At 65.6% G+C, this 26865-nt stretch carries 27 protein-coding genes and 2 pseudogenes; 11 read left to right on the top strand and 18 right to left on the bottom strand.

Going from position 1 to position 26865, the window contains the following annotated elements:
* Positions 1–70: 70 nt before the first annotated feature.
* From DDA93_RS13685 to DDA93_RS13665, 5 genes and pseudogenes are all read right to left on the bottom strand, one after another.
* Positions 71–1087 carry a putative sulfate exporter family transporter gene (locus DDA93_RS13685; RefSeq protein ID WP_019483015.1) on the bottom strand — a complete coding sequence of 339 codons (1017 nt, stop codon included), beginning with the start codon at positions 1085–1087 and terminating at the stop codon, positions 71–73.
* An 86-nt stretch (positions 1088–1173) separates the two neighbouring features.
* Complete coding sequence (locus DDA93_RS13680) at positions 1174–2109, bottom strand: ABC transporter substrate-binding protein (RefSeq protein ID WP_116779078.1); 936 nt, start codon at positions 2107–2109, stop codon at positions 1174–1176.
* Positions 2110–2140: 31 nt separating this feature from the next.
* Positions 2141–2866, bottom strand: a complete 726-nt coding sequence (locus DDA93_RS13675; RefSeq protein WP_116779077.1) for an ABC transporter permease — start codon at positions 2864–2866, stop codon at positions 2141–2143.
* 220 nt (positions 2867–3086) lie between these two features.
* A pseudogene (locus tag DDA93_RS13670) lies at positions 3087–3512 on the bottom strand (ABC transporter permease subunit); the annotation flags it as partial.
* A complete protein-coding gene (locus tag DDA93_RS13665) occupies positions 3509–4570 on the bottom strand; it encodes an ATP-binding cassette domain-containing protein (protein ID WP_116779076.1) in 1062 nt (353 codons plus the stop codon). The gene DDA93_RS13665 and the pseudogene DDA93_RS13670, both read right to left, overlap by 4 nt.
* Positions 4571–4711: 141 nt before the next feature.
* Here DDA93_RS13665 and DDA93_RS13660 point away from each other — a divergent pair, with 141 nt between their 5' ends.
* Complete coding sequence (locus DDA93_RS13660; protein ID WP_116779075.1) at positions 4712–6178, top strand: aromatic amino acid lyase; 1467 nt, start codon at positions 4712–4714, stop codon at positions 6176–6178.
* 19 nt (positions 6179–6197) lie between these two features.
* Here DDA93_RS13660 and DDA93_RS13655 read toward each other — a convergent pair whose 3' ends face one another.
* Both DDA93_RS13655 and DDA93_RS13650 read right to left on the bottom strand, forming a co-directional pair.
* Positions 6198–6785, bottom strand: coding sequence for a cysteine dioxygenase family protein (locus DDA93_RS13655; RefSeq protein ID WP_116779074.1), 588 nt, complete (start codon positions 6783–6785; stop codon positions 6198–6200).
* Positions 6782–7675 (bottom strand): amidohydrolase, encoded by an 894-nt coding sequence (locus DDA93_RS13650; RefSeq protein WP_116779073.1) that lies wholly within the window; start codon positions 7673–7675, stop codon positions 6782–6784. Before DDA93_RS13650 ends, DDA93_RS13655 begins: the two co-directional genes overlap by 4 nt.
* A 169-nt stretch (positions 7676–7844) precedes the next feature.
* On the opposite strand from DDA93_RS13650, the gene DDA93_RS13645 reads away from it, so the two are divergent.
* Complete coding sequence (locus DDA93_RS13645) at positions 7845–8864, top strand: LacI family DNA-binding transcriptional regulator (RefSeq protein ID WP_116779072.1); 1020 nt, start codon at positions 7845–7847, stop codon at positions 8862–8864.
* On the opposite strand, the gene DDA93_RS13640 is transcribed toward DDA93_RS13645, so the two are convergent.
* Both DDA93_RS13640 and DDA93_RS13635 read right to left on the bottom strand, forming a co-directional pair.
* Positions 8809–10344, bottom strand: a complete 1536-nt coding sequence (locus tag DDA93_RS13640; RefSeq protein ID WP_019483006.1) for an aromatic amino acid lyase — start codon at positions 10342–10344, stop codon at positions 8809–8811. The two genes, DDA93_RS13645 and DDA93_RS13640, sit on opposite strands and share 56 nt — an antisense overlap.
* A gap of 5 nt (positions 10345–10349) precedes the next feature.
* The gene (locus DDA93_RS13635) at positions 10350–11375 is read right to left on the bottom strand and encodes an ornithine cyclodeaminase family protein (protein ID WP_019483005.1); all 1026 of its coding nucleotides are present in this window, start codon (positions 11373–11375) and stop codon (positions 10350–10352) included.
* Between the two features lie 111 nt (positions 11376–11486).
* On the opposite strand from DDA93_RS13635, the gene DDA93_RS13630 reads away from it, so the two are divergent.
* From DDA93_RS13630 to DDA93_RS13615, 4 genes are all read left to right on the top strand, one after another.
* Positions 11487–12338 carry a MurR/RpiR family transcriptional regulator gene (locus DDA93_RS13630; RefSeq protein ID WP_019483004.1) on the top strand — a complete coding sequence of 284 codons (852 nt, stop codon included), beginning with the start codon at positions 11487–11489 and terminating at the stop codon, positions 12336–12338.
* On the top strand, positions 12335–12922 hold the full coding sequence (locus DDA93_RS13625; RefSeq protein ID WP_019483003.1) for a HutD family protein: 588 nt from the start codon (positions 12335–12337) through the stop codon (positions 12920–12922). The genes DDA93_RS13630 and DDA93_RS13625 overlap by 4 nt, the downstream gene beginning before the upstream one ends.
* Positions 12923–13300: 378 nt before the next feature.
* A complete protein-coding gene (gene heR, locus DDA93_RS13620; protein WP_026041102.1) occupies positions 13301–14104 on the top strand; it encodes a heliorhodopsin HeR in 804 nt (267 codons plus the stop codon).
* Positions 14105–14127: 23 nt separating this feature from the next.
* Complete coding sequence (locus DDA93_RS13615; protein ID WP_019483000.1) at positions 14128–15246, top strand: winged helix DNA-binding domain-containing protein; 1119 nt, start codon at positions 14128–14130, stop codon at positions 15244–15246.
* Here the strand turns inward: DDA93_RS13615 and DDA93_RS13610 are convergent.
* A complete protein-coding gene (locus DDA93_RS13610; protein WP_019482999.1) occupies positions 15191–15571 on the bottom strand; it encodes a hypothetical protein in 381 nt (126 codons plus the stop codon). The genes DDA93_RS13615 and DDA93_RS13610 overlap by 56 nt on opposite strands.
* Before the next feature lie 288 nt (positions 15572–15859).
* Between DDA93_RS13610 and ribA the strand changes: the two genes are divergently transcribed.
* The gene (ribA, locus tag DDA93_RS16870; RefSeq protein ID WP_019482998.1) at positions 15860–17272 is read left to right on the top strand and encodes a GTP cyclohydrolase II; all 1413 of its coding nucleotides are present in this window, start codon (positions 15860–15862) and stop codon (positions 17270–17272) included.
* Positions 17273–17608: 336 nt separating this feature from the next.
* Here the strand turns inward: ribA and DDA93_RS17145 are convergent.
* From DDA93_RS17145 to DDA93_RS13580, 5 genes and pseudogenes are all read right to left on the bottom strand, one after another.
* Positions 17609–18079, bottom strand: a pseudogene (locus DDA93_RS17145) (lysylphosphatidylglycerol synthase domain-containing protein); the annotation flags it as partial.
* 80 nt (positions 18080–18159) lie between these two features.
* Positions 18160–19032: an SAM-dependent methyltransferase gene (locus tag DDA93_RS13595; RefSeq protein ID WP_116779070.1), complete on the bottom strand. Its 873-nt coding sequence runs from the start codon at positions 19030–19032 to the stop codon at positions 18160–18162.
* Positions 19029–20081 (bottom strand): glycosyltransferase family 4 protein, encoded by a 1053-nt coding sequence (locus DDA93_RS13590; RefSeq protein WP_165802643.1) that lies wholly within the window; start codon positions 20079–20081, stop codon positions 19029–19031. Before DDA93_RS13590 ends, DDA93_RS13595 begins: the two co-directional genes overlap by 4 nt.
* Positions 20082–20088: 7 nt before the next feature.
* Entirely contained in the window at positions 20089–20487 is a 399-nt protein-coding gene (locus DDA93_RS13585; RefSeq protein WP_116779068.1) for a 6-carboxytetrahydropterin synthase, read from the bottom strand.
* 77 nt (positions 20488–20564) lie between these two features.
* Positions 20565–21572, bottom strand: a complete 1008-nt coding sequence (locus tag DDA93_RS13580) for a zinc-binding alcohol dehydrogenase (protein ID WP_116779067.1) — start codon at positions 21570–21572, stop codon at positions 20565–20567.
* 71 nt (positions 21573–21643) lie between these two features.
* On the opposite strand from DDA93_RS13580, the gene DDA93_RS13575 reads away from it, so the two are divergent.
* The 3 genes from DDA93_RS13575 (at position 21644) to DDA93_RS13565 (ending at position 24005) form a co-directional block, all read left to right on the top strand.
* Positions 21644–22078: an SRPBCC family protein gene (locus tag DDA93_RS13575; RefSeq protein WP_116779066.1), complete on the top strand. Its 435-nt coding sequence runs from the start codon at positions 21644–21646 to the stop codon at positions 22076–22078.
* Between the two features lie 17 nt (positions 22079–22095).
* Positions 22096–22812: a CDP-alcohol phosphatidyltransferase family protein gene (locus DDA93_RS13570; RefSeq protein WP_116779065.1), complete on the top strand. Its 717-nt coding sequence runs from the start codon at positions 22096–22098 to the stop codon at positions 22810–22812.
* 146 nt (positions 22813–22958) lie between these two features.
* Positions 22959–24005 (top strand): BTAD domain-containing putative transcriptional regulator, encoded by a 1047-nt coding sequence (locus DDA93_RS13565; protein WP_116779064.1) that lies wholly within the window; start codon positions 22959–22961, stop codon positions 24003–24005.
* Positions 24006–24009: 4 nt separating this feature from the next.
* On the opposite strand, the gene DDA93_RS13560 is transcribed toward DDA93_RS13565, so the two are convergent.
* Entirely contained in the window at positions 24010–24948 is a 939-nt protein-coding gene (locus tag DDA93_RS13560) for an aldose 1-epimerase family protein (RefSeq protein WP_116779063.1), read from the bottom strand.
* The gene (locus tag DDA93_RS13555) at positions 24948–25424 is read right to left on the bottom strand and encodes a DUF3515 family protein (protein ID WP_116779062.1); all 477 of its coding nucleotides are present in this window, start codon (positions 25422–25424) and stop codon (positions 24948–24950) included. Before DDA93_RS13555 ends, DDA93_RS13560 begins: the two co-directional genes overlap by 1 nt.
* A gap of 116 nt (positions 25425–25540) precedes the next feature.
* Between DDA93_RS13555 and DDA93_RS13550 the strand changes: the two genes are divergently transcribed.
* On the top strand, positions 25541–26575 hold the full coding sequence (locus DDA93_RS13550) for an LCP family protein (protein WP_116779061.1): 1035 nt from the start codon (positions 25541–25543) through the stop codon (positions 26573–26575).
* Between the two features lie 117 nt (positions 26576–26692).
* Here DDA93_RS13550 and DDA93_RS16500 read toward each other — a convergent pair whose 3' ends face one another.
* Positions 26693–26851 (bottom strand): hypothetical protein, encoded by a 159-nt coding sequence (locus DDA93_RS16500; protein WP_207771349.1) that lies wholly within the window; start codon positions 26849–26851, stop codon positions 26693–26695.
* Positions 26852–26865 lie beyond the last annotated feature (14 nt).

Raw genomic sequence — 26865 nt, 5'->3', positions numbered from 1 at the left:
ATCTTGGCCTCCGATGTCCAGGTTCCTCACCAAAGCCGAGGTGGGACCCAGGAACGGACCAGACCAGAACCTAGGCGGTGACGAGTACTGCGCCGGCGAGGGTGATGCCGCCAAGGAACACGGTCGAGATGCCGCCCAGCGCAAGGTTTTTCCCGCCGGTGCGTGCCAGGTGTGGAATGTCGATCCCGGTGCCGAGGCCAAACATCGCGGCGGCCAGCAGCAGGGTGGCCGTCAGGGAGGCGGCGTCCAGAACGGGCTCGGGGACCACCCCGGTGGAGCGCAGGAGCACCAGGGCCAGGAATCCGACCACGAACAGCGGCACGATCGGTGCCACCCGCCCCGGAACTGACGGCTGGGCGCCCTCGGCCCGCCGGATACCGATGGAGACAAACGCAGCGACGGGGGCCAGCAGCACCACCCGGCCAAGTTTCACCACGGTCGCGACGGCGAGCGCCACAGCCCCCGCCGTGCTGGCGGTCGCCACCACCTGGGCCACCTCGTGGACGGCGAGCCCGGACCAGATACCAAACGTTTCGGGGGAGAGCCCCAGCAGGTTGCTGATGAGTGGCAGCCCCAGGATCACGGCCGACCCATACAGGGTGACCATGGCGATGGCGCTGGCCACTTCGTCGTCGTCGGCGTTCACAATGCTCTGCATGCCAGCGATCGCCGACGCGCCACAAATGGAGAACCCGGCCGCCATCAGGGTCGACGCGGCCCGGCTGAGTCCCAGCCGTTCACCGATGTACCGCGTGAACAGGAAGCTGATAAACACTGACGCAATGATCAGGGCGAGGACGGGGAACCCGAGGCCCAGGATCTCGGGAAGGGAGAGTTGCAGGCCCAGGACGACGACGCCGAGCCGCAGGAACCGTTTGGTGGCCCGTTGAATGCCGGGCCGGATCCGCGGATGGAACAGCCCGGTGTTGCGGACCAGCAGGCCGAGGGCGAGGGCAACCACCAGGGCGCCGATGAAGCCCTGGAGGCTGGCAATGAAGAGGGAGAGGGCGACGGCGGCGGCCATGACCAGTACTCCGGGGAGCAGGTTGATGACTGCCGCGGTGGCGGCCGAGCGCTGTGTGGTCACTGGTTTACTTTCAGGGCGCTCGGGTGAAAGGGCTGACAGAAAGAGCAAGGCCCATCCCGGCCGAAGCCGGGATGGGCAATCGCTACCTACAGCAGGTCGTACTCTTCAAGGAAGGCCGTGGCGACAGTCGCGCTGGACTCCTTGTCGACCTGAACCCGTGCGAGGTACTCGGTAAGGTTCTCGGTGGTGAGGGCAGCCGACACCGCGTTGAGCGATTCAGTTACCGCGTCGGTCACCTTGGCTTCGCGCACGATCGGCACGATGTTCTCCGACAGGAACAGATTCTGGGTGTCCTCGAGGACCACCAGAGACTCGGTCTCAATCGTCGAGTCGGTGCTGAAGATGTTGGCTACATCAACTTCGCCGCTCAGCAGCGCTTCGCGGGTCAGCGGTCCACCGGCGTCCAGGGGACGGAACTCGGAGAACACGATGCCGTAGACCTCTTCGAGGCCGATCAGGCCCTGGAAGCGCTCGGAGAATTCAGGACCGGCCGCGAGCGTCAGCTCACCAGCAATGTCGGTCAGGTCGTCCATGGTTTCCAGGCCGAACTCCTCGGCGGTCTCCGGGAGAACCGCAAGGGTGTCCTTGTCCTCAGCCTCGGACTGTTCCAGTGCGATGATGCCCTCGGGCAGCACCTCAACCATGGCGTCGTACACTTCTTCGGGGCCGGTCACACCCTCGGGGGCGCCACCCTCCACGAGGGACGAGTACAGTGCACCGTTGTACTCGGGGAGCAGGTCGATTGACCCGTCCTCGAGCGCAGCCAGGTACAGGTCGCGTGCACCGATGTTGAAGCTACGCTCCACCTCGATGCCTTCGGCTTCCAGCACCTGCGCATACATCTCGGCGAGGAGTTCGCTTTCGGGGAAGTTTGCTGAGCCAATTGCGATGGTCTCTGCGTCAACTGACTCTCCGCCGGCGTCGGACTCAAGCGGATCGCCGCCACAAGCGGACAGAGCGAGGGCCGCTGCTCCGAAGAGCGCAACGCTACTCATCAGTTTGGTTGAGCGTTTCTTAATCATGGGTCGTGCCTTTCGGTCAGGTTTTACAAGCTTATCCCGCAGGCGCTGGTGACGTCTCCGCGGGGGTGGTCGAGGGTTTGTTGGTGGATCGGGTCAGTGCGCGCCCGGATACGCCGGGGGATACCACCAGCCGCTGCAGACCGGAAGCGATCAGGTCCAGGATGATGGCCAAGAGGGCGACGACGACGGCGCCGGCAATCACCCGGTCGTACTGATTCAGTGCCAGACCGTCAACCAGCAGCCGGCCCAGTCCGCCGAGGCCAACATAGGAGGCGACGGTGGCGGTCGAGACTACCTGCAGGGTGGCGCTGCGCAGACCGCTGAGGATCAGCGGCAACGCCATCGGAATTTCGACCCGGAACAGGATCTGGATGGGCCGCATGCCCATCCCCTTCGCGGCGTCCACCGACGCGGGGTTGATCGCCCGGAGCCCCGCGTAGGTTGATGTGAGGATGGGCGGGATGGCGAGGATCACCAGGGCAATCACCACCGGCAGTAGCCCGAAGCCGATCACCGTCACCAGCAGGATGATCAGGCCCAGGGTCGGCAGTGACCGGCCGGCGTTCCCCGCGTTGATCGCCACAAACGAGAACCTGCCGGTGTGGCCGATGTACAGCCCCACCGGGATGGCGATCAGTGCGGCAATGACGAGCGTCAGGACCGTGTAATAGAGGTGTTCGCCGACGAGTGACGGGATGTTCCCGTTCATGGCGAGATCCCAGTGCTCGGGATCCAGCAGATATTCGAGGTAGTCCATCAGGCTCGTCCTCCCGCACGCACCCATGGCGTGAATCGTCGTTGAACCAGCACAATGATGATGTCGCAGGTGGCCGCCAGCAGCACTGACAGGATGATTCCCACCCATATCGGCGCCAGGTAATCGAGCTGCAGCCCGCGGAGGAACAGGGCACCCAGCCACCGACGCCGATGAGCGCACCAACGCTGACGATGCTCACGTTCGCAACCGTCGCAACCCGGAGTCCGGCCAGCATGACCGGCAGGGCGATCGGCAGTTCCACCCGTAGGAGGCGCTTGACCCGGCGGTAACCCATGGCGGTGGCGGCCTGGGTGATGGCCGGATCAACCGAGTTCAGGCCGTCGGCCACCACTCTGACCATGAGCGCAACGCTGTAGACGGTGAGGGCGATGATGATGTTCAGGGGGGAGAGGACGCCGGTACCGATAATCGGTGGCAACAGGAGAAACAGGGCCAGCGAGGGGATTGCGTAGAGAATGCTGCTGATGTTGACCAGCGGATAGTAGAGCTTCTTGTAGCGGACCGCCAGATACCCCAGCGGCAGGGAGATGATGACCGCCAGGATGACGGGGATCAACGCCAGGTACAGGTGCTCCTGGAAGGCGGTCCAGATGATGTCACGGTTGCCGGAAATGTAGTCGATCATGCGGTGGTCCCCGCGCGCAGCCGACGTCGTTCATCCAGTTGGCGGACCAGGCTCGGGTGCCGGATGACGCCGTCGGCCACGCCCGATGCGTTGACCCGGACCGCGATGCCGACGGGAGAGCTGATCGCGAGGTCGGTCACTACCCGCAGGGAATCCTCAGCGGTGAAGGTGCCAGCGACCGAGAGGGGCGAGTTTTCGTCGGCGATCCCCGGGCCGGCCCAGCCGCGGGGGCGCCCGGCGTCGTCGAGGACCAGCACTTCATTGCCCACCCGTACCGAATCCACGGGGTCCAGCTCGAGCACCTCGGAGGAGTCGAAGGACAGGCTGCGGAAGCCGCGGTCCCGGCCCACGAAATCGGCCACGAAGTCGTTGGCTGGGTTTTCCAGCAGCTCCTGCGGGGCGGCGTACTGGGCAAGATGCCCGCCTTCCCTGAAGACGGCGACCATGTCACCGAGCTTGATGGCCTCGTCGATGTCGTGCGTCACGAACGCAATCGTTTTGCCCAGCTCGCCCTGCAGCCGCAGGAATTCGGTCTGCAGGCCGGCGCGGACAATGGGGTCGACGGCGCTGAAGGGTTCGTCCATCAGCATCACGGGGGGATCGGCGGCCAGGGCGCGAGCAACTCCCACGCGCTGTTCCTGACCCCCCGAGAGCTGTACCGGGTATTTGTTGGCCATGCTCTCGGTGAGCCCCACCCGAAGCAGCAGCTCCATGGCAGTGGCCCGCGACTTCTTCTTGTCGGTTCCGATCAGATTAGGCACTGTCATGACATTTTCAATCACTGTGCGGTGCGGGAAGAGACCCGCATGCTGGATGACGTACCCGATGGATCGGCGCAGCAGGGCCGCGTCCTGCTGGGTGACGTCCTGACCATCGATCAGGATGCGGCCGCCGGTCGGCTCGATCATGCGGTTGATCATGCGCAGTGAGGTGGTTTTGCCACAGCCGGAGGGGCCCACAAAGACGGTGATCTTGCCGGTGGGCAATTCAAAGTTCAGGTTGTCGACGGCGAGGGTGCCATCCGGAAAAGTCTTGCTTACCTTGTCGAACGTAATCACGGTGGCTCTCCAGTTTCCTTGGCACCAGCCTCAATAGCAGGCAGTGAATAAGTTGATTCATAGTTTCAGCGAATGAATAGACAGTCACCCCGAGATGTGAGAAGACTTACATATCGATAGCTAAAGGACGACGGTTCACCCATGACTTCCGAGGACAACATCGACCGGGTGGTGCTGGACGGCGCCTCGCTGACACTTGACGATCTTATTACTATTTCAACTGGTTCCTCCCGGGTAAAGGTTCCCGACGGCATTATCGACGGCCTGCAGCGGTCCCGGGAACAATTGGTTCAGGCCCGCGAATCGGGGCGGGTATATGGCGCCAATACCGGCGTCGGCGCAAATCGCGCCCTGAATGTGGAGCCGGGCGGGTCGCCGTCTGAGCGGCGGGCAGCTCATGCGCGGCGCCTGTTGCTGAGCCACTGTGCGGGGGCTGGTCGGGTCGATGCGGAGACCACGGTTCGTGCTGCCATGGTCGTCCGGCTCAACCAGTTCCTCGCCGGCGGGTCCGGTATCAGCCCCGGTGTCGTGAAGGGGTTGTTGGAAGCCCTCGACAATGGATCGGTCGCCACCATTCACAGTCTGGGCGGCCTCGGCACCGGGGATCTGGCGGCCATGGCTGAGCTGGCACTGACCCTGAGTGGGGACCGGCCGTGGCAGCTGGGGGGAATCGCCCCGGTGCAGTTCGAGGACACCGATTCGCTGCCGTTCATGAGCTCCAGCGCACTGACCCTCGCCACAGCGACGCAGGGTGCCGTTGCCATGGAGCAGCTGATGAAGAGTGCGCTGGTGGTGGCGTCGCTGACCATGCTGGCGCTGGAGGGCTCACCCGAACCGTATGCCGAGGCGGTTCACCGGGCGAGGGTGCACCCGCATCAGGTGGCGGTGGCGGCGGCGATGCGGCGCCTGACCGGACCCGATACGCCGGCCGCGCCGGCCAGGTTGCAGGATCCTTTCGCCCTCAGGGCGTTGCCTCAGGTGCACGCCCCGGCGCTCGATGCCCTCCAGCGGTTGCGCTCCATCCTGGAAACCGAGCTGAACGGTGCGGGGGAGAACCCGCTGCTGACCACTGACGGCCTGTTCCATCACGGCCAATTCCATCTGGCCATGCTGGCGGCGGCGCTGGACAGCACCCGAACGGCTGTCTACCCGGTGATTTCACTGTCCGCGGCCAGGCTGTCCCACCTGTTCCGACCGGAGCTGAGCAGTCTCCCGTCTTTCCTCTCGACGGGTCCCCGGGGAAGTTCTGGCCTCATGATTGCCGAGTACGTCGCCCAGGATGTGCTGTCGATCCTGCGTACCGCGGCGACGCCGGTGAACGGGCCGGGGATCAACGTCTCGCTGGGCCTTGAGGAGCACGCCGGTTTCGCCACGCAGGGCGCTCGCCTGCTGCGCCAGTTCGCTGCGGAGGCTCCCGTGGTCGTCGCGCTCGAAGCAGTTGCTGCGGTCAGGGCGCTGCGGATGGCACCCCAGCGGCTGGGGACCGCTCCGGCGCGGGCCGCGTTTGACTATCTCGCGGCAGGGCTGGACCCGAGCCAGGAGGACCGGCCGCTGGGGGAGGACCTGGCCGCAGCGCAGGCGCTACTGCCAGGCCTCGCCGGGTTCTAGGTCAGGAAGCGATCGAACCCTAGCGCCCCAGTTCGTCGGTGACTGACTGGAGCTGCTTGTACTTCTCGATGACGCTTTCGTCGTCCATGGGCCGCAGCTCATCGGCGTAGCTCATCGACATGCGGCGGATCACCCCGTTGCGGCCGATCGCGTACTGTCCCATCCGCCACAGCGGCGGGGAGTAGGCGTGGATGGAGACGGACCCGTCCACGGACCCGCCCATCCGGTGCACGTGGTCAGGTCCGAAGGAGAAGGACCTGCCGGCCTCCACCACGCGCCGGACGGGTTCGCCATTCATCCGCGGGTTGGCTTCAGTGACGGCTCCCTGGGTGACGACGACGGCGCCGGAGGAGATGTCGTGATCGTGCCAGCCGGTGTCGTCCTGGGTATTCCAGCACAGCAGCCAGACGTCGATGTTGGAGTCCCGGTACACGGAGGCATAGTGGCGTTCGCCGCCCTCGTGGTTGATGTGGTGTTCCCACAGCTCGGGGCGGGCAGCGAGGGTGGTGACCCAGTCCTGCAGTTCCTTCTGGCTGAGGGTGCGCCCGGGCAGGGCAGGAACGTCTGATTCAGTGAGGGCGAGGCCCTGGGGAGGTGCAGTGGTCATCGTGGAGTTCCTTTCAGGAGATGCTGAGGGTTGGCGGAAAAAAGCGCGTGGGTGAAGGCATGCCCGAGGCCCGGGTCGCGTGGCTCGGCGTAGGGCCGGTCGGAGCCGTGAATGATCGGGTCGACGCCGACCACCCGGATGGTCGCATCAATCGCCCGGGTGTCGTAGGAGGAAGTTTCGTAATAGACCAGCGGGTCGACGGCGCCAAACGTGCCGCCGCGCGCAGCGAGACGTTCGTGGTGCAGTGGCGCGAGCCCGGCCAGGGCCACGAAGGCGACCCGGAGTGTGGGGTGCTGGGCGCGGCCCACCGCGTGCCAGGCCAGCCAGGAGGCGTGCAACTGGGCAACATACGGCACCAGGGCTGGCCACCAGGACGGGGTTCCGGCGGTGACCGGGGCCGGCCCGGGATGGATCAGGAGCGGCTTGTCGGCCGCCTGCACCACGTCAAGGATTGGCCGCATCCGGTGGATCGCTTCAGGATCGGCCAGTGCGGTGGCGGGCAACTGCAACCCCACCACCCGGTCATAATCCAGAATCTGGGCCAGACCGTCGAGATCGAACTCGCTCACCGGTGTCGCCGCCCAGACCAGGAATGGGTCGCCGAGTTCCAGCGCCGACCTGTGCCAGATCTCGATCAGCTCACGTGCTTCGTCGAAGGGTAGGTGCTCAATTCCCAGGGGGCTCGAGAGCGACAGCAGCACCTGGTCCTTCCCCTCGCGGGTTTCGCGGGTCCGGCGGACGTCGGTGTCATGGGCGAGGGGGTCGACGGCGTAGGGCGCCTCGCCGTCGATGAGCAGCTCCCAGCCGTTCAGCCGGGGGGTCTGGGTGCGGTTGCGGAGTGCATCGACGAACGCAGTCGGCCACAGGTGCTGGTGGCAATCGGTGCGCATGATGCCCTTTCGCGGGAGATGATCGGATGAGGTGTGAAGTGCTCAGCAAACTGATGATGTGAACCGGTTCACATCATTCATTGAACCGGTTCACACGAGCCTTTGTCAACCGAGTCCCGGGGAGAACGCCCGGGGGCACCGCGGTTCGGGTCGCACGTATGCTGGTCTGATGACCGGGGCCCAACGCAAAACACTCCAGGACATCGCCGACGCCGCCGGATTGTCGAAGGCCGCGACGTCCTATGCGCTGCGTGGCCTGCGGGGCTCGGAGGCCACGCAGGCGCGGGTGCGTGCCATTGCCGAGGAGTTCGGCTATTCGGCCGATCCCATTGCCCGGGCCCTCGCGAGTGGGCGCAGCGGCAACGTCGCCATCGTCGGATCACTCCGCGACCTGTGGCGTCAGGGGCTGGCCGTGATGCTGTCCGAGGCCCTCAGGGCGCAGGAGCTGTCGTCAATCATTGCCGACGTCGACGGCTCGCCCCAGCGCGAAGAGGAAGTGCTCCGCTCCCTGGCGGCCCAGCGCGTCGACGGGGTGATTGCGCTGCCGGTGGATCCATCGGCGAGCTACTGGGCCGATGTCCCCAGCCAAACCCGCATCGTATCGATCGGAGACGCGCTCACGGCCCGCCCTGAATCGGAAAGTGTCCTCTTCGACAACGAATACGGGGTGGGCACCGCGCTGCAGCACCTCGCCGATCTGGGGCATCGCTCAGTCGGCCTGCTCGCGCCCAGCCTGCCGTCCACTCCGGGCCGGCCCGCCGAACTGCTGGCGCAAAGTCTCGGGGATTCGATGGGCCTGACGGTCACCGTGTCGTCGTCGCCGTCGTCGGTCCACGGCGCCGCGCAGGCCGCTGCACAGCTGCTGGTGGGGGACCGCCGGCCCACCGCCCTGTTCTGCCTCGGCGATTCGATCGCTTTCGGCGCCTACCGCGCCGCCCGGGACCTCGGCCTGTCGGTGCCGGGCGACCTGTCGATTCTCGGCTTCGATGACAGCGAGCTAGCGTCGCTGGTCAGCCCCGAATTAACCACCTTCGGCTGGGACGAGCAGGCTATTGTCGACGCCGCAGTCGGCGCCCTGACCTCGCCCGAGGGCACCGGAACTGCCGGCGGCCAGATGATGTTCAGGCCGGTCTTTATCGCCCGGGCATCGACAACCCGTCCGTCGCGACCCAACGCCCCCAGCCGCTAGCCAACAGATCGTTCAGCACGGTGATGTCCTTGCCGAACGCACGGTCGTCGGTGCCGGCGGGCAGCAGCTCCGAGGCGTCCCCCACCAAAGTTCTGAGGCGGGGGTCGACGGCGGCCAACGGACGTTCGGACAGTCTCACCCCCTGGATGACGGTCAGCAATTCACAGGCAAGCACGTCGCGCAGCCCGGTGGCAGCGTGGCAGCATGCCTCCGCCGCCTCGGACGAGAAACTTTGGACATCCTCCTGGCCGAAGGACGTTTCGATGGCCCCCAGGCTCGAGGGCCGGGCGGCCGCCACCAGTTCGTGGACGACGCCGACCGTCCGTTTGTGCACAACCACCATTCCTGCGTGCAGGCCGGGCTGCCCGGAGAGCTGCCGCGGAAGTCCGGTGAACTTCTCGTCCAGGAGGCGGTGCACACGCGCCGCAGACGTCTCGGCGACGTGAATCATTGACAGCCTCAGCCCGTCCAGTGCCGCGGCAAGATCAAACCCGTCGAACCCGGCCGTCCCGATGAACCGCCCGTCCAGATAGGCCGGCGAATCGGTGACACCGTTCAACGCCCGCTCAACAGACGCCTCCACCGCGGCGATGGACCGCAGCAGTTGAGCCACCGCCGCCCCGAGCACCCTGAAGGAGAGCGGCGATTGCAGGGTACGGGGGTGCGGGTCGACGCCGGTGAGCTGACGGATAGCGGCCAGTACGGTGCCGAGCTCGACGTCGGCGCGGGCCAGCGCCGGGTCGAAGGGGTCGCGGCTGGCCCCGACCAGGCAGACCTCGGCGGCGGTGAGGGCTACAGCCTGCGCGGCGAGCAGCCGGGCGTCGTTCGCTCGAAGGATGGCGAGGGCAGTGGTGACGGGTATCCCCTGAATCAACGCCACACCTTCCTTGGTCCCCAACGAGTACGGCTTCATTCCGGCGGCCGACAGCACGTCGACGGCGTCAACGGCCGCACCGTTTACCAGGAATTCCCCCGATCCGGTGAGCGCCCCACCCAGGTGGGCGAGGGGAATGATCTCACCGGCAGCGCCGATCCGGGTGCGGGGGATGGCAGGGAGCATGTCTGCGGTCAGGAGTTCGACCAGCCGGACGCAAAGGTGCTCCGATACCCCGGCGTCCCCGGCGAGGAAGGTGCGGAGCCGCACTGCCAGGACAGCTCGGGTTTCCGGGTCAGTCAGCCAGGGTGACGACCCGACGGCGCGGCCAAGCATGAGGTTGTTTTGGTGCCGGGACTGGGCGATGTGGTCGAGGCGCACCTCGCTGGCTGCGCCCATTCCGGTGTTGACCCCGTAGACAGGATCGCCGTCGGTCAGCAGCTCAAGCACCTCCCGTCGGCGCAGTGAGACCCGGTCCAGCAGTTGTTGCTCGAGTCGGAGGGGCCTGCCAGCGGCAACTTCGGCGATGGCTACGGCGTCGAGCTCTTCGGGGTTGGCGAGCCGCAGCACCGGGAAGTGGGCGGCGTTGGTATGCGGGAGATGCATGATGGTTACCGGTACCTCAGCATGGTTCCGGTATCGGCGTGCTCCGCCTTGGTGAGGATCAGGTGCGCCACGGCGACGTCGAGGATGGACAGGCCGCGGTGCCAGAACAGGATCCGCTCGTCGTCGGATTCGCGGCCGGGCTTTTGTCCGCTGACAATGTCGCCGAGCTGCGCGTACAGCGTTTCGGGGGAGAGGCGGCCTGTGTCCACGTGTGGTCGGAGCGCGCCGAACCTGCCCGATTGCGCTTCACGCCAGTCGTCCACCACCACCTTGTCCATCACGTCCAGCAGGTCGAGTTCGACGGCGCTCACCGTGCCATAGGGAACCACGAAGGCGCCTGGCTTGACGGCAGCGGTGCGCAGCAGTGGGGTGGGTTCGTTCAGGCGGGAAGCCTCCACCAGGATGTCGGCGTCATCGAACGCCTCCTCGGCGGTGTCCACCACCCGCACCGGGGTGCTGATCTCGGCGCGTAACTGCACCGCGAATGCTTCCCGGGATTCGGGCCGCTTGCTGGTGACCCGGATTTCGTCGAAGTCGAACATGCTGTCCAGCATCGTCACGTTGGAGAACGCGGTGCCGCGGGCACCCACGTGCCCCAGAATTTTCGAATCCTTCCGGGCCAGGTGTTTGGCGCCGACGGCGGTCATCGCGCCGGTCCGGACCTCGGTCACCAGGGTGGCATCCATGACGCAGAGTGGGACTCCGGTTGTCGGGTCATACAGGGTGGCCATCGCGAGTTCGCTGGGCAGCCCCTGCAGGTAGTTGGGGACAAAGTCACCCACCACCTTGACGCCGCTGACGCCGTTTGCGCCCAGGTTGGACACGTGGCCGCGCAGCACATTGAAGTGGCCGATTCCGCCGTTGTTGGGCATCAGATGCATGCGCGGTTCGAAGACGGTTTCGCCCCTGCCATGCGCGGCGACGACGTCGTCCACTGCCTTGATGATCTCTGGGCGCGTCAGCTGCAGCGAATCAATATCCGGGCCGGAGAGGAACCTCAACCAGATTTCGCGCTGAGCCTGCTGCGACATCCAAACCTCCCCAAAATGAATTGTTTCATGCACAGGATTCGACTGTGTATCATGCTATTCATAGTGAGCGGGATCACCAAACAAGGATGTTACCGAAACCGGGGGCCGACCGTGCTGAGCGACCAATCATCGGCTGACCGCGCTCATGACTGGCTGGTGAACCTGGCCCATCAGCATCGGGTCTCACCCACCCAGCGGCGCGTGATCCAGTACATGCTTACTTCCCTGCCGGATGTGGCGTTCGCTTCGACCATCGACGTCGCCGAGGCGGCCGGAGTCAGCCAGCCCACCGTCACCCGGCTGGCCACCGCCCTCGGCTACCCCGGCTATCCCGAATTCCGCAGCGCCATTCGCGACATCGTGCGCGGCAAGTCCGCTGCGCTGAACGGCGAGGGGGTGGAGCGGCCCGCCATTCTCGAATTCGAGCAGCAGAACATCGGCGCACTGGAACGCACGGTCGTCAGCGAGCAGATGCAGCGCGCCGTCGACCTCCTGGCCGACACCCAGCCGCTCGGAATCATCGGTCTGCGGGTCTCGGCGGCGCTCGCAGAGTACCTCGGCTATTTCGCCCGCCGGGTGTTACCGGATGTCCATGTCCTGTCGGACGCGGCGTCGATGGATGACGCGATCCTGCAGCTGCACCGGAACGGCGCCACCGCGGTGCTGGCGTTCGTGATGCCCCGGTATCCCGCGGCGACGGTGCGGGCGTTGGCGCAGGCCCGGTCACTCGGCATGGCCACGGTCGCGATCGTCGACAGCCCGCTCGTCCCGTTTGCCAACGACGTCGACGCCCTCCTGGTCGCCCCGGTCGGCACCGACCTCGTCTTCGACTCCCACGCGGCCGCCGTCGTCCTCTCCAGCTCGCTGCTGGACACCCTCGCCGCCCGTGATCCGCTCCGCACCCAGGAACTGCTCGAGGCCCACGAGGGACTGGTCGAGCGCTGGGCCCACACCCAGCAATGAGCGCCCTCCTCCTGCCCGCGTCAGCGCGCCAGCGGGTGCCATGGAAGAACGGCGGCGGCCACACAGCAGAGGTGGTGGTGATGCCCGACGACGGCGCTGCCCTTGCCGCGGGCAGCTCTGCCTTTGATTGGCGGCTCAGTATCGCCACCGTTGACCGGGACGGCGGCTTTTCTTCATTTCCCGGGGTGAGCCGGTCGCTGATGGCGTTGTCTCCCCAGGGATTGGCGCTGGTCGACAACGGAAATCCGGTCACCCTTTGCCAGTACGACGTGCACCAGTTCTGGGGTGAAAACGACGTCGCGGCGGTGGACGTTACCGGTCCGACCCTTGACCTAAACCTGATGATCCGGCGTGAGGCGTTCTCCGGGGATCTGCGGTTTGGGGAGATGACCGGAGACGATCTTGTGGGCACCGCCGCGGGTCACACCGTCGTCGTCCTGTTGTCGGGTGAGCTCAGATTTGAGGGCCGGCTCCTGCAGCCGCATGATGCAGTGCTGATGGGGGACGGAGGTGCCGACGTCACCGGCTACGCCCAGGTAGCCCTCGCTTCGATCTCACCCCGTGACCCGCTGGCGACGGACTGAGCCCGCCGTCACTACGGAACAGCCTCAAAACCACCCCTCTCAGCGCCGCAGCGCGGCCCGCAGCTCGCGTTGTCTGCTCAGGGCGACGCTGGCAATGATGATAAACCCGCCCACCGGCTGGTTCCATGACGGGGATTCACCGAGCACCAAGATTCCCGCGTGTTCCACAGGTACGCCATCCCGTGCTCAACGCGCCAAGCGCCAGCATCGAAATCACCACTTGTGGGGTCGAGGTGAGGGGGGTCAGTGAAATGAACGGCGCGGCAAGGAGCACGACGACGGCGCCCATTCCCCAAGGTTATTGATCCCCGGTGAAAACCTGTAAGTGTTACCGTGATCACCACGGACGGTGAACGTCCACTGGTTGAGGAGATCCCCATGGCGCGCACAACCCGTACACCGGACGACAGGATTCGTCGTCTTCGCCCGTACAACCTGGTGGCTGGGTCTCTGCATCTTGTGCAGGCCATCGGCTTTGGGGTCATCCTTGCCATGCTGGATACCCAGGTCACCTTCGGTGTGACCGCCGATTATCTGGCTGGTCCACCGGGTTTCCCGCTACCCCCCGAGCGGGTGGATCTCTTCGCAGTGAATGTTGGTGCCGGAGTGGTCCTGTTCCTGGCGCTCTCCGCGCTGTTCCATTTTGCCGTCGCATCGCCGGTGTTCTTCCCGCGCTACGGGGCCGGGCTGAGGGCAAACCGCAACTACTTTCGATGGGTCGAGTACGCGCTCAGCTCGTCGGTGATGATCTGGCTGATTGCCCAAACGACGGGGATCTCCGACGTCGCCGCACTCATTTCCCTGTTCGCCGCCAATGCGGCGATGATCGGGTTTGGGGCCCTGCAGGAAAAATACGAGGAGCCCGGCAGCGGCAATTTCCTGCCTTTCACCCTCGGGTCCCTGGTCGGGTTGGTGCCGTGGATCGCCATCCTGATCTATTTCCTGTCTCCCGGGTCTACCAGCACAGTGGAGCCGCCCGCGTTCGTCTACGGCATCATCATCTCGCTGTTCCTTTTCTTCAACACGTTCGCGATCAACCAGTGGCTCCAGTACCGCCAGGTGGGGCCGTGGAGCGACTACCTCTTCGGCGAACGGGTGTACATCACGCTCAGCCTCATTGCCAAGACCGCTCTCGCCTGGCAGGTATTCTCGGGCGCCATCATCCCGGCGCTGACCGGCTGACCGGCTGACCGACCCTGGGTGCGATGAGCAACGTGGTGGACCGGAAGCGGCTGCTGCAGTATCGCCTGGCCGCCCAGTTGATCCGCGACGACGACGACGCCAAGCCGGATGCCCGGGACGTCGTCGAGCGTCTGCTGGCGATGCAGGCGCAGGACTTTAACCAGGCACTGTGGGCCATTGGTCTGCGGTCGCCGGGCTCAACCCGGGATGACGTCTTCTCGGCGCTCCAACGCGGCGACATTGTGCGGTCGTGGCCAATGCGCGGGACCCTGCATTTTGTGTTGCCGGCCGATCTTCGCTGGATACTCGGGCTCACCACCCACCGGCTGCTCGCTGGCGCGGCCACCCGGCATCGGGCGCTGGGGCTTGACCAAACGACGTTTGAGAACGCGCGCAATGTGGCCATGACGGTGCTGGCGGGCGGCGGGCAATTGGTCCGCAACGAGTTCCTCGCCGCGCTCAATGAGGTAGGCATCGATACGGCCAACCAACGCGGCTACCACCTGATCTGGTATCTCGCGCAGACCGGCACACTCTGCTGGGGGCCGCCTGCCGGCACCCAACAGGGGCTGGTGCTCCTCGATGAATGGGTGCCGGATACGGGCCAGCCGGAGCGCGACGAAGCGCTGGGCCGGTTTGTTCTCGGGTACTTCACCGGACACGGTCCAGCAACACTGCGGGACTTTGTCTGGTGGTCCAAGGTGACCGTTGCCGACGCGAAGATCGGGTTGGCGCTGGCCCGCGACCAGCTGACAGAGCTGACCTATGATGACACCACCTATTGGATGGCTGCGGACCGTTCAGGGGACCCACCTCCCGCTCCAGGCCTGGTCCTGCTGCCGGCCTTCGACGAGTACGTGATCGGCTATCAGGACCGCACACCGGTGCTCCGGCCTGAGTACGCGCAGGCCATCGTCCCGGGCGGCAATGGGGTATTCAAGGCAACCGTGGTGGTGAACGGCCGAGTCACCGGCACCTGGCGCCGGTCCGCGGACCGGTCCGGCGCCCTCCTCGTCGACCTGTTCGAGCCGCTGACGGCACAGGAGGAGCGCGCCCTCCTCAGAGCGGAACACTCCTACCAGAGCTTCAACTCCGCAGGCGTGCCTGGTACAGCCGGTCGTCGAGTTCTTCAAGATCCTTGACCGCCGCGCAGAGCAGCAACTGTCCAAAGCTTGGGGTTCCGAGGACGGGTGCGCTGCCAACCGCACTCGAGGCCACGGGGTCGAGCGGAGCCTCTGCGGTTCGTTCGCACAACTCGCGGGCGTCCATGACTGCCTGCACCAGCGGGTTGCGCAACGCCTCCAGCCCGGAAAGTCGCCTTTCGGGGGTCTCGTTCCGGCCACGCTGAATCCGCGAAGCCGTCGGAAAATCGGGGGCGTCAGCGCGGATCGCCAGGCTGCCTGCCTGTGCTGCGTAGGACCGTGCCAGGCGGCGTCCAGTGTCCGGTGATGGCCGTTTCGATTCCATGCTGCCTTACGTCGAGTTGAGTCAGCACCCCAGCGGGCTGACCGTCGTACATCACCGGCATGATCAGTTGTTGCCGGATGGCTTAGCTATTGGGGTCAACGTCCCGAATGCCCAGCCGGTTCCTGCCTCCGACCATAGCGAGTCCGGCAGGACCCTTCAATAGTCAGCATGCTTTCTTTATATGACTGTAACCGATCTGGGCCCGTTTGTGCTGAATCTGGAGATGGGCTCACCGGTGGATGTTGCGTCTGGGGATGACAGGTCCGCCAAGTCGCCTATTGTGGATTTATGTCGATCAATTCGGCTCCCGGCTGGGGCGCCTCACAGGTAGAACGTGTTGTCGAGACGGTGTTACCAACCCGTCACGGCGTATTCCGGATGGTCGGATATCGCGATTCCGAGAATAACGAGCATGTCGCGTTGGTGCAGGGCGACATTGCGGGGTCCGTCCCGTTGGTCCGGGTGCATTCCGAGTGCCTCACCGGCGACGCGCTCGGCTCCTATCGTTGCGACTGCGGTGAACAACTCGATGCCTCGCTTCAGCGCATCAGCGAAGAAGGCACCGGCGTCGTGATCTATGTCCGGGGCCACGAGGGCAGGGGGATCGGCCTGCTTGAGAAACTCCGCGCCTACGCCCTGCAGGACCAGGGCGCCGACACCGTTGACGCCAACACCTCGCTGGGCCTCCCGGTGGACTCGCGCGACTATCAGCAGAGCACCGAAATTCTCCTCGACCTCGGCGTCACCCGCATCCGCCTGCTCTCCTCCAATCCGGCCAAGCAGGAGGCACTCGAAAGCGGCGGGATCACCGTCATGGCACGCAGCGGGCTCAACATCGCCCAGCGCCCCGAGAACGCCGGCTATATCGCCACCAAGCGCGCCAGGATGAGGCACGACGGCGAACCGGTCCAGGATGTCTGGCGTCACCTCACCGAAGGAACAGTCCCGCAGGGGTCAGTGCACGGCCTGGCAGCTGAACTGCTCACCCGGTACGGACCGCTGGTCCAGGCAACCCGTCCCGACGGCCGGCTCGTGATCGGTCAGCTCGGCCAGAGCCTCGACGGATTCATCGCCTCGCGCACCGGAGACGCCCGCTTCGTCACGGGCACCGAAGACCGGGAGCACCTGCACCGGCTCAGGGCCCTCGTGGATGCCGTCATCATCGGTGCCTCAACGGTCACCGCCGATGACTGCCTCCTCACGGTCCGGGCAGTCGAGGGACCCAACCCCGTCCGGGTCGTCCTAGATCCGAGTGGCCGCATCCCGCAGGCATCCGCCGTCCTGACCGACGGCTCGGCACCCACCCTGTGGCTGGTCGGCCTCGAGGCCGTCGTCCCGATCGGCCTCGCCGAGCATGTGACCGTCCGGCGCCTGGCCGCTGGGGACTTTGAACCACATCGTCTCCTCGGCCTGCTGGCGGATCGCGGGTTCTCACGGGTCCTGGTGGAGGGCGGCGGGCACACCGTGTCACGCTTCCTCGAAGCCAGCGCGCTCGATCGGCTGTACCTGACCTGCGCACCGATCCTGGTCGGCGACGGCGTCCCGGGCATCCGGTTCACCGGCAGCGACGCCTTGTCAGACGCCCTCTCCGCTCCGGTGCGGCGTTTCGAGTTTGGCAGGGACATCTGCACGGAGTTCGACTTTTCGGCTGCCGTTCCCGCCCCGGTCGCCAAGGAACCCGCGGACAGCCAGCACCAGTAGCAGCGCGGCGCCCGGTAGCACCGACACCAGGGCCAGTAGTCCGTAGCCCACCGACACCTCAATCCCCAGCGGGCCCGGATAGCCAAACATCATGAACGCCAGCGCTGTGACACCCTCCCGCGGACCCCAACCGCCCAGGCTCAGGGGAATGGACATTCCGGCCAGGCTGATCGCAGCCAGCCCGACGACGTCGACCACTGCCAGGTTGGGTGCGGTCAGCGCGGCCGAGACGGCGAACAGGGCCGCAAACGAGGCCCAGCCGAGCACCGAGAGCGCCCACACCGCGGCGACGGTCCGGTTGGGCAGGCGCCGCAGTGATGGTCGGGCAGCGAGCAGCACCAGCACTGCACCCAGGGCGACGATGCCGGCAAGCCGCCAGTCAGCGGCGAGCAGCGCTGCAGCAGCAGCGAGGAGCACAACCACCGTGCCGGCGAGGCGTTCGCCCAACACCGAGCCGATGCTGCTGAGCCAGCTGGACCGGTGAGCCGCCCGTTGCCGGGCGGTGCGAATGGCGTCCCCCGCCAGACCGCCGGGGAGGATGGCGTTGAGGAATGATGCTTCGTAGCACTGGGCGAAGGCGCCGCCGCGGGGGAGGTGCATCTGGAATCCGCTGGAGACCAGCCGCCACCGTTGGGCCTGGGCTGCCGTCCCGATCAGGCCGAGGGCCAGCGCGGCGGCGACCGAGGGGACTGTCAAAGCTCCCAGCCCGGCGGTGAAGGGTCCGGTGCCGAAGACCATTACCAGGTAGTAGATCAGGGCAGCGGCGCAGAGGGCCTGGAGGAGTGCGAGCCAGCTGCGGCGTCTCACGGCACGGGCGTCATGGTCGGGGTATCACTGTTGGATCGTCACGGCTGAATCGTCACGGTCGGGGTGTCACTGTTGAATCGTCATGGTCGGGGTGGCAGGGCCAGCAGGTCCCGGTGGCCGATCGTCAGCTGCAGCGTGCCGTCGGCGGCCTGCTCGGATCGCCGTTCCAGCCACTGGCTGACGTCCCCGGCGAGGCCTGGTTCCTCCTCGAGGACGGCGTCCGCCCGGTCGTTCAGGAACCGGGTGATCAGCTCCGAGTGATCCCCGGTGAGCTCCCACGGCGTGTCGACGGTGGTGACGGTGAAGCCGGCCTTGGTCAGGAACTGCTCCGTCAGGTCAACGCCCCGTGCCCCGGCCCGGCCGCCACGGTTCTGGTGCTGGTTGAACGCGTCGTTGAGGGCGGCATCCAGCGGATCCGCAGGCTCGATCGTCATGGTGCCGGTGACGCTCAGACTGAACAGTGCTGCTGTCTGGGATTCGACCAGTGCCGAGCAGAGGGTCTCCAGCTGGTCCGGCGTCAGCAGATCCAGCAGGGCCGAGCAGGTGACAAACCGCTGCCGGGAGGCTTGGGGATCGGCGTCGAGGATTTCTCCCAGGTCTTCGATGCCGGCTACCACTGCCTCGGTGCCGACCACGCCGTCGATCGCTGGTGCACCCATTGTGAGTTCCAGCAGATCCGGGTCATGGTCGATGAGCGTCCAGTGCTGCGGCATGTGGAGGTGCGGTGCAAGCCATGCCTGGTTGGCACCGGTGCCAGCACCGAGGTCAAAGATCCGGACCGCCTGGTCGTCAGCGTCATTCACCTCTGCATCGGAGGGCGCCGTGCCCGGGGCCAGAAAAGCCTGTAACTCCGTGAGGAGGGGAAGGCTTGCCTGTCGGGCGGCTTCGTCGGCGGGACGGCGCAGGGAGAGCCAGTCGCTGGCAATCGGGCGCGGTGCGTCGGCGTCGGTCACGGGTGAATGATTTCCAGGAGCGTTGTCGCTGTGTTGGCCCATGTCGGCAGTGTATCGCGGCGGCTGAGCGCGGCGGCCCGCCAGGACTGGCGCAGCGACGAGTCGGTGAGCCAGTCCCGCAGCGTCGCAGCCAGTTCCTGCGGATCGTGGGGGTCGACGACGGCGCCCGGCAGCTGACCTGCCGTGCCACCGGTGAGGGCTTCGACGGCCCCGGTGCCCCGGCCCACCACGCCGGGGATGCCGCGGGCCAGACCCTCGGTGACTACCATCCCAAAGGTTTCCGCCAGCGACGGTAACAGCAGCAGATCAGACCGTGCCCATTCGGCGTCAAGCGCTGGTCCCTGGAGTACGCCCGGGATGGTGATGCGACCCGGCTCGAAGGCGGCGGCCTGATCGTGAAGCATGGCGACGTGGGAGCTGCCCTGCGGGCTGGCACCGCCCACCAGGGAAGCGGTCCACGGCAGGTCGGCAAGGTCGGCGAGCGCCGACAGCACCATTGAATGGTTCTTTCGGGGCGTGAGCGATCCGAGCATCACCAGGTGCAGCGGGGCGCTGCCCGTTGCAAGCCCCGCCGGTTCGGTGCCCGGAGGTACCACGTGGACCTGGTCCAACCCATAGCGCCGGATCAGGTCGTCCCGGGCCCACTGGCTGGTGCAGATCGCCCCGGAGGCGTGTCGGAGGGCCGCTTCCTCGGAGGCAGCGAAAGCCTTCATCTCCTGATCTGTCAGACCGGTCTCAGCGGGGAGCGGCAGGTGCAGCAGCACCCAGACGGTACCGCCGGCGTCGACCGCTGCCCGGATCGCCTCGGGGGCCGCCGACGCCATGAGCCCGTCGACCACCACCGGGCCGTCCGTTCTGCCGGACGTCTTCCCGAGTGCCTCGGCGAGCTTCTGGTGATCGGCCGGCGAACCATTGGGCCAGTCACCACGGATCGGTGTCATGGTGACGCGGTGCCCGGCCTCACCCAGCGCGGCGGCCAGCTGGTCGTTGTAGATGCTGCCGCCACTCGGTCCGGGCAGGCCGCCTGGAATTACCAGACCCAACTCCATACCGGAGTTAGCCCTGGACGTCGGCTGAGTCGAACTCCACCGAGTAGCCGGCCCACGCATCGGGGTGTTCGCGGAGCACCACGTCCAGCCCGGCGAAGGGCGCGGTGTCGAAGCGCGTGCTCAGCTGGTCGGCGATGTAGCGGGCCACGGCTTCGGTGGTGGAGAGGACACCGGCAAAGTCAGGGTGCTCGTCAAGGTTCTTGTACCGCAGCCCGTCCAGCACCTCGCCGAGCATCGCGGTCGCCTCGCCGATGTCGATCACGACGGCGTGTTGGGTCAGTTCCCGACGCCGCCAGGTCACCTCCACCACGAGTGTGGCGCCGTGCAGTCCCTGGGCTGGGCCAAAGAACGGGTCGGGAAGGCTGTGGGCGATCATCACGTGGTCGCGGACGGTCAGACGGTACATGGGTCTCCTGTGGTCGTGGTGGTCGTGGTGGTCGTGGTGGTCGTGGTGAGGTGAGGACAGTGCGCGGTGCGGAGGACTTAGGTGGCCGGTTCGTCGGCGCCAGGGTAGGCAATCACATGGCACAGCGCGGCCAGAGTGCCGCTGGAGAGGTCCCGCATCACGTTCGGCAGGTCCTCAAACGGCGAGGTGCCGCTGAGGAGCGCATCAAACGCCGGGTCCTTCAACGCGTCCAGGGCGGTAGCGAGCCGATCCTGATGGGTCCGGCGGGCGCGACGCGGGGCGGCGATGGTCCCCACCTGGCTTGCCCTGATGCTCAGCCGACGCGCGTGGAAATCGGCTCCCAGCGGCACCTCAGGGGAGCGGGTGCCGTACCAGGACATTTCGATCACTTCACCCTCGTCGCCGAGCAGGCCCAGCCCCAGGGACAGGCCGGCCGCTGTGGAGGAGCAGTGGAACACAATGTCGCAGTTGCCGGCCGCGTCGACGGGATGCACCCAGTCCACGCCCAGCTCCGCTGCGAGCGCGGCGCGGGAGGGATCCGGGTCCACCAGCTGGAGGCGTCCCAGCGGGAACCGGCGCAGCAGCGTCGCGAGTGCGGCGCCGATCATGCCACCGCCGACGACGGCGATCCGGTCGCCCATGCAGGGCCGTGCATCCCACAGGGCGTTGACCGCGGTCTCGACGGCGCCCGCCAGCACGGCGCGCTCGCTGGGGACGTCGTCGGGAATCACCGTCAGAGCGGACACCGGGACCACATAGCGGTCCTGGTGCGGGTAGAGGCAGAACACCCGCTGGCCCACCAGCGAGTCGGGTCCTTCCTCGACGACGCCGACCGAGAGGTAGCCATACTTCACCGGGCCTCCGAAGGTGCCCTCCTGGAAGGGGGCCTCCATGAGGGCTGCCACCCCGGGAGGGATGCGGCCGTCGTGGACCAGCGTCTCGGTGCCTCGGCTGATCCCGGAATAAAGGGTGCGAACCAGTGCCTGCTCGGTCTCCCGTTTGGGCAGGGGAGCGGTGCGGAGTTCGCCGTGTCCGGGCCGGGTGGTCCAGTACGACTGGCTGTGCTCGGAGGAGGTGCAAGACATAACTCGATTATGCCCTGCAGCCTGAAGGACGCGCCCCAGCTTGCTGCACAGCTCATCAGTAGACTGGGCAGATGATTACTGTCAAGGGAACCATCAGCACGCCCCTCTCACCCGCACGGGCTTTCGCCTTCCTGAAAGAGTTCGAGAACACCAGCGAATGGGATCCGGGCACGCCAGTGGTGGAGAAGCGCTCCATCGGCCCGGTAGCCGTGGGCCACCGGTACCATGCAGAAGCTGAATTCCGGGGCAAGCGCCAGTCCATCGGGTATGAGGTGACCGAACTGCGCGAAGGCCACATCAAGCTGCGGGGCGAAAACAAGACGCTGGTCTCGTTCGACTCGATCGACGTCGTCCCCTCCGGTTCGGGCAGCGATGTCACGTACACGGCCGAGTTTCAGCTCAACGGATTCCGGCGGATTGCCCAGCCTTTCCTGAAGCCGGCTTTCAACACGCTGCGCGACCCGGCGTTGAACGGGTTGCGCGACAAATTGAACTCGCTCGTCTAGTTCCGGCAGGTAGGCCAGTGGCTCAAGTCAGCAGGCGTGCCCTGTTCGATGCGTCAGGCGCTGTCGTGGGATCGATTGGCGTCGGCATCACGCTGCTGGCCCTGAACGATTCCCACAACGTCACCAACCTCGCGGCGGTTGTTGCCGGTCTCACGCTGGTGACCGTAGCGGCGCTCAGCGTGGTGCGCCGTCGGCCGTCCTATTCCGGCCCGGCCGACCGGGTCACGCTGTTCCGCGCGGTGCTCGCGGGCGGGTGCGCAACCATCGTGGTGCTGTCGTTGTGGGGGACTGTGCCCACCAGGTCCTGGTGGCTGGTGCTGTTGGCGGCGACCGCTGTGCTACTGGACGCCGTAGATGGAGCCGTGGCCCGGTGCACCGGCACAGCCACCAAGGCTGGCGCTCGCCTGGACATGGAAACCGACGCAATCCTGCTGCTGGTGCTGTCGATCCCGGTGGCACTGACCGTCGGCTGGTGGGCGTTGCTGATTGGGCTGATGAGGTACCTCTATGTCGCGGCGTCCTGGGTACGCCCTGCGCTCAGAAGCGAACTGGAGTTCAGCAGCTTCCGGCGGGTCGTCGCCGCCACCCAGGGTGTGGTGCTGGTAATCATCCTGGTCCCGGTGACTCCCATCGCGCTCGCGGTCCCGGTGACGGCCGCTTCCCTGCTGTTGCTGGCGGTGTCCTTTGGCCGGGACGTGGTGGCCCTCGAGCGGTCGGCTGCCCGGCACCTTTGAGACACGCTGGCAGTGGACTACTTGGGACTACTCGATAGAGGTTTCCCTCACTCCGAGTGAAAACCGAGTAGTCCGAGGGTTGATCCTGAGAAAGACGGGTATGGACCACTCGTGTAAGAACCCCAAGGAATTCATAGGTTGGATTTGTGAACATCTATACCGAATTAGGGGTTTCAATTATGGTTCAGTCAGTTGATTTCGCCGCGATTCAACCACCACTGGATGTGCCGTCCGCCCATCCGTGCCGCCTGAAAATCCAGATCATTGGAAGCTTGCAAGTCAGGCGTGGTGACGTAGTTCTGGACGCGCGGCAGCTCGGCGGACCTAAGCCTCGGCAGATCCTTGAGTTGTTACTCCTGCAACTCGGACGCCCAGTCTCGAAAGATCGGCTCATCGAGCGACTGTGGGGCGGACATCAGCCGGCTGAAGCATTATCGACCCTTGAAAGCTACGTAAGCGTTCTTCGCCGTCACATCCAGCCAGGCGCTCGGAAAGCTGGGCCCCTGCGCACCGTTACGGGCGGATACGTCATGGATAAAGAACTCGTTGATCTCGACCTTGACCATTTCGCTTCACAGATCAGTGCAGCCCACCGATGCACCGAACCGTCCGCGGCGTACGAATTGCTTTGCAGCGCACTGCTTCTGAATCATTCGCCGCTACTCGGCGACGAACTTCAGCCTACGTGGGCAGATGAGGCACGAGCGGATCATGCCGCGCGAGTTGCTGACGCATTTGTGCTCGCCGCCGAAACCGCGGCATTTCTGGGACGGGCCAATGAATCCGTGTCCTGGGCCAAGCAAGCATTAGCAGCGGATCAGCTTAATGAACGCGCATGGACTGCACTAATCCTCGGGCTGGAGCAGAATTCCCAGTTCGCTGAAGGGCTGCTGTGCTACGAACAGTGCCGTCTGACGTTCGCCCGGGAATTGGGCTGTACTCCAGGGACCGTCCTACTGGATGCCTACGCGCGGCTCCTTCGCGCCACGGCCGCGGGAGAGAATGAGTTGGGACCTCTTCTTTCCGCCTTGCTTGTCCTTCATCGGCAGCTCACCCAGCGTTCAAATCCTGAGGCTTCCGGGATGCTGCATTCCAATTTTTCGGCTCGGAGTGCTCTCCTGGACGCCGCTGACGTGACGGAAGCAACCAAAATCATACATTCGTTCCTTATTCGAGCCGTCCCTGCGGCGTAAAGGTTCAGGAATCAGCCTGGATAGCGTGGATCGTCCACTGCGTAGTGTGGCTGGCGCCCGGCTGCAGCACTAGGAGGTCGGTTCCCGAGTTGAACGCATCCGGCGGGCACGTCATCGGTTCGACGGCGAGGCCCCGTCTGCTGTCGGCCGGATCTTTGGGCAGGTCTCCGGTATGGACCTGCACCCACGGGCAGCCGCTACCAAACGAGACCGCTGCGCCGTGCCCATCCGGACCGGTCACGGAAACCGTGGCGGCGCCGTCGTCGTCGTACTGGACGTCGGTGAAGGCATGGTCGAGGAACGTGTCGTAGATCCGTCGCGGCGTAAGGAAGTCGAAGTGGCCGGACACGCCAGTCAGAGCGGTGGGGATGAGCCGGTCCTTAGTCACTTCCAGGACGGTGTCGGCGGGAATGGTCAGGGTCCATTCATCCACCAGTCCGTCACCGGCCACCAGATAGGGGTGGGGTGCCACACCGTAGGGGGCAGCGTCGGGGCCGGTATTGGTGGCGGTCACCGTGGTGGTGAGGCCGTCGTCGTCGAGTGTGTACGTGACCTCAAGGGTGAGCCGGAAGGGGTAGCCCTCCTGCGGCACCACTGTCGCGCGGAGCCGGACGGAGGAGCCGCTCTGGTCGTCTGTCTCCCAGTCCTCCCAGGCGAGGAGCCCGTGCAGGGCATGACTACGCTCGGGTTCGGTGAGGCTGAGCTGATGGGTGGCGCCGTCGAACGTGTAGGTACCATCGACCACCCGGTTTGGCCACGGGGCCAGGATTGCGCCGCGGTAGTTGGGGCGGATCTCGTCGGCGTCGTAGGAGCGGATCAGGTCGCGTCCGCCGAACCGCAGTTCACGCAGCGACGCTCCCACACTGGCGACGACGGCGCTGTAGTCACCGTGAGTCAGGTGCAGTTGGCGTCCGGACAGGGGAGTGGGGGCGGCGTGATTCATCATGAACCTTCGGGTAGTTCCAGTTCGTCGTCGACGCTGAGACATTCGGAATCCTGCTTGACCACCGAGACGGCCGTGCCCAGATCAACCAGGATGGTGCTCGACGGCACTTCGTTCGGGTTGAACAGCACTTCTACCGCCGGGTCGCGGCCGTAGGTGGTGGCTCGCCAGACCTCTTCCTCTTCCTGGATGATCCAGTCGACGCCGTTCACTGACGCGCAGGCATCCGTGGTCGGACCGGGAACGGCGACGCCGCACCGGAGGAGCACCTGCGAGGGGTCGCCCCACGCCGCGGTCGCCTGGCTGTTGGTTTCGCGCAACTCGTTCTCGGCAACCAGGTCCGGCAGCGACACCATGACCGACGCGCACTCTGGGTTGGCGGCGTCGGCGGCTGCCTCCACCCCAACGATCGGCGAACACGCCGTCAGGCCTAGAGCGACGACGATGAGCGGGGCTAAGAGACGGAAGGCACGCATGGTGCCAGTTTAGTAGTCACAACACCGGCGGCCGATCCTTCTGGTTGCGCCTCCCAGCTTCTTCCCACGGTTGATGGTTAGGATGGGGAGCTGTCTCAGGTCAGGGGAAACCAGACGTGTCAAACTATCTCGAAGAATCCGTCCAGCGGGGCGGCCGCAAGAAGCGCCCGGTACGGATTGTGCTCATCTCCGTGCTCGCTTTGGTGCTGGTAGCAGGCCTCGTTGCCGGCGCGTATTTGTTCAACCTCGCGAACACGTACAACACGCAGACCAAGACCATTGAGGAAGTCTTCCCCGAAGGCACGGATCGTCCCACTCGGACTGCAGCAGCCGAGGGAGCTCAAACCATTCTCCTCCTCGGCAGTGATGAGAACGGCGGCAGCAGCGAAACCGAGAACCTGCCCGGCGTGCCGAATGCTGGCCGCTCGGACACCATGATGCTGATGCACCTTCCCGCCAACCGCGAGGGTGTGTCCGTCATGTCGATCATGCGGGATACCTGGACTGACATTCCCGGCCACGGCGAGCACAAGATCAACGCGGCCACAGCGCTTGGGGGAGTGCCGCTGCTCGTGCAGACGCTGGAGGGCATGTTCGATGCGCCCATTGATCACGTCGCCATCTTCGATTTTGAGGGGTTCACCGGACTCACTGATGCGTTGGGCGGGGTCACGGTGAACAACGAGATCGCGTTCCAGTCGCGCGGTGCCGACGGCGAATTCTTCGACCAGGACGAGATCAATTTGCAGGGTGAGTCAGCGTTGAAGTTTGTCCGTGAGCGGTATGCGTTTACCGACGGCGATTTTCAGCGGGTGAAGAATCAGCAGCTGTTCATCAAGGCCATCATGGGCAAGTTCCTCACCGCTGAGACTTTGACGAATCCGCTCAAGATCAATGAGATTGTCCATCAGGCATCGCCGTACCTGAGTGTTGACGAGGGTCTGGACGCCACGACCGCCGGCGGATTGGCGCTGTCGTTGCGGAATATCCGTGGTGATGATGTGCAATTCTTCACGTTGCCGAACCTGGGAATCGGCACCTCCGCGGATGGTCAGTCGATTATTCTGAAGGACGACGCCGCAATCGCGGACATTGCCGAAGCGCTGGACAACGACACCCTGGGTGACTATCTCCAGACCGCTGCATCGTAGAATTAGGACCCATGGGATTATTGATGCGCCGTGCTCTCGCCGGTCTAGCCGCGGCCTCGCTCTGTGTCGGAGCGGGTGTTGGGGTCGCGCACGCTACTGAAGAGCCGCCATTGCCGGTCACTCCGACCACCGAGCCGGCTCCACCGCCGGCGCCAGCACCTGCCCCGCAGCCCGCACCTGCACCGGCGCCGGCACCAGCGCCTGCCCCCGCACCGCAGCAGCCCGCGCCCGAACCAGCTCCTGAGGAAGATCCCGCTCCAACTGTCGATCCTGCAACTGGTTTCACTGTC

Origin of the sequence: Arthrobacter sp. Bz4, from assembly GCF_003075455.1 — a bacterium.
Lineage (GTDB): Bacteria > Actinomycetota > Actinomycetes > Actinomycetales > Micrococcaceae > Arthrobacter_D.
The sequence above is the reverse complement of the archived record's forward strand: the minus strand, read 5'-3'. Positions and strand labels throughout refer to the sequence as shown.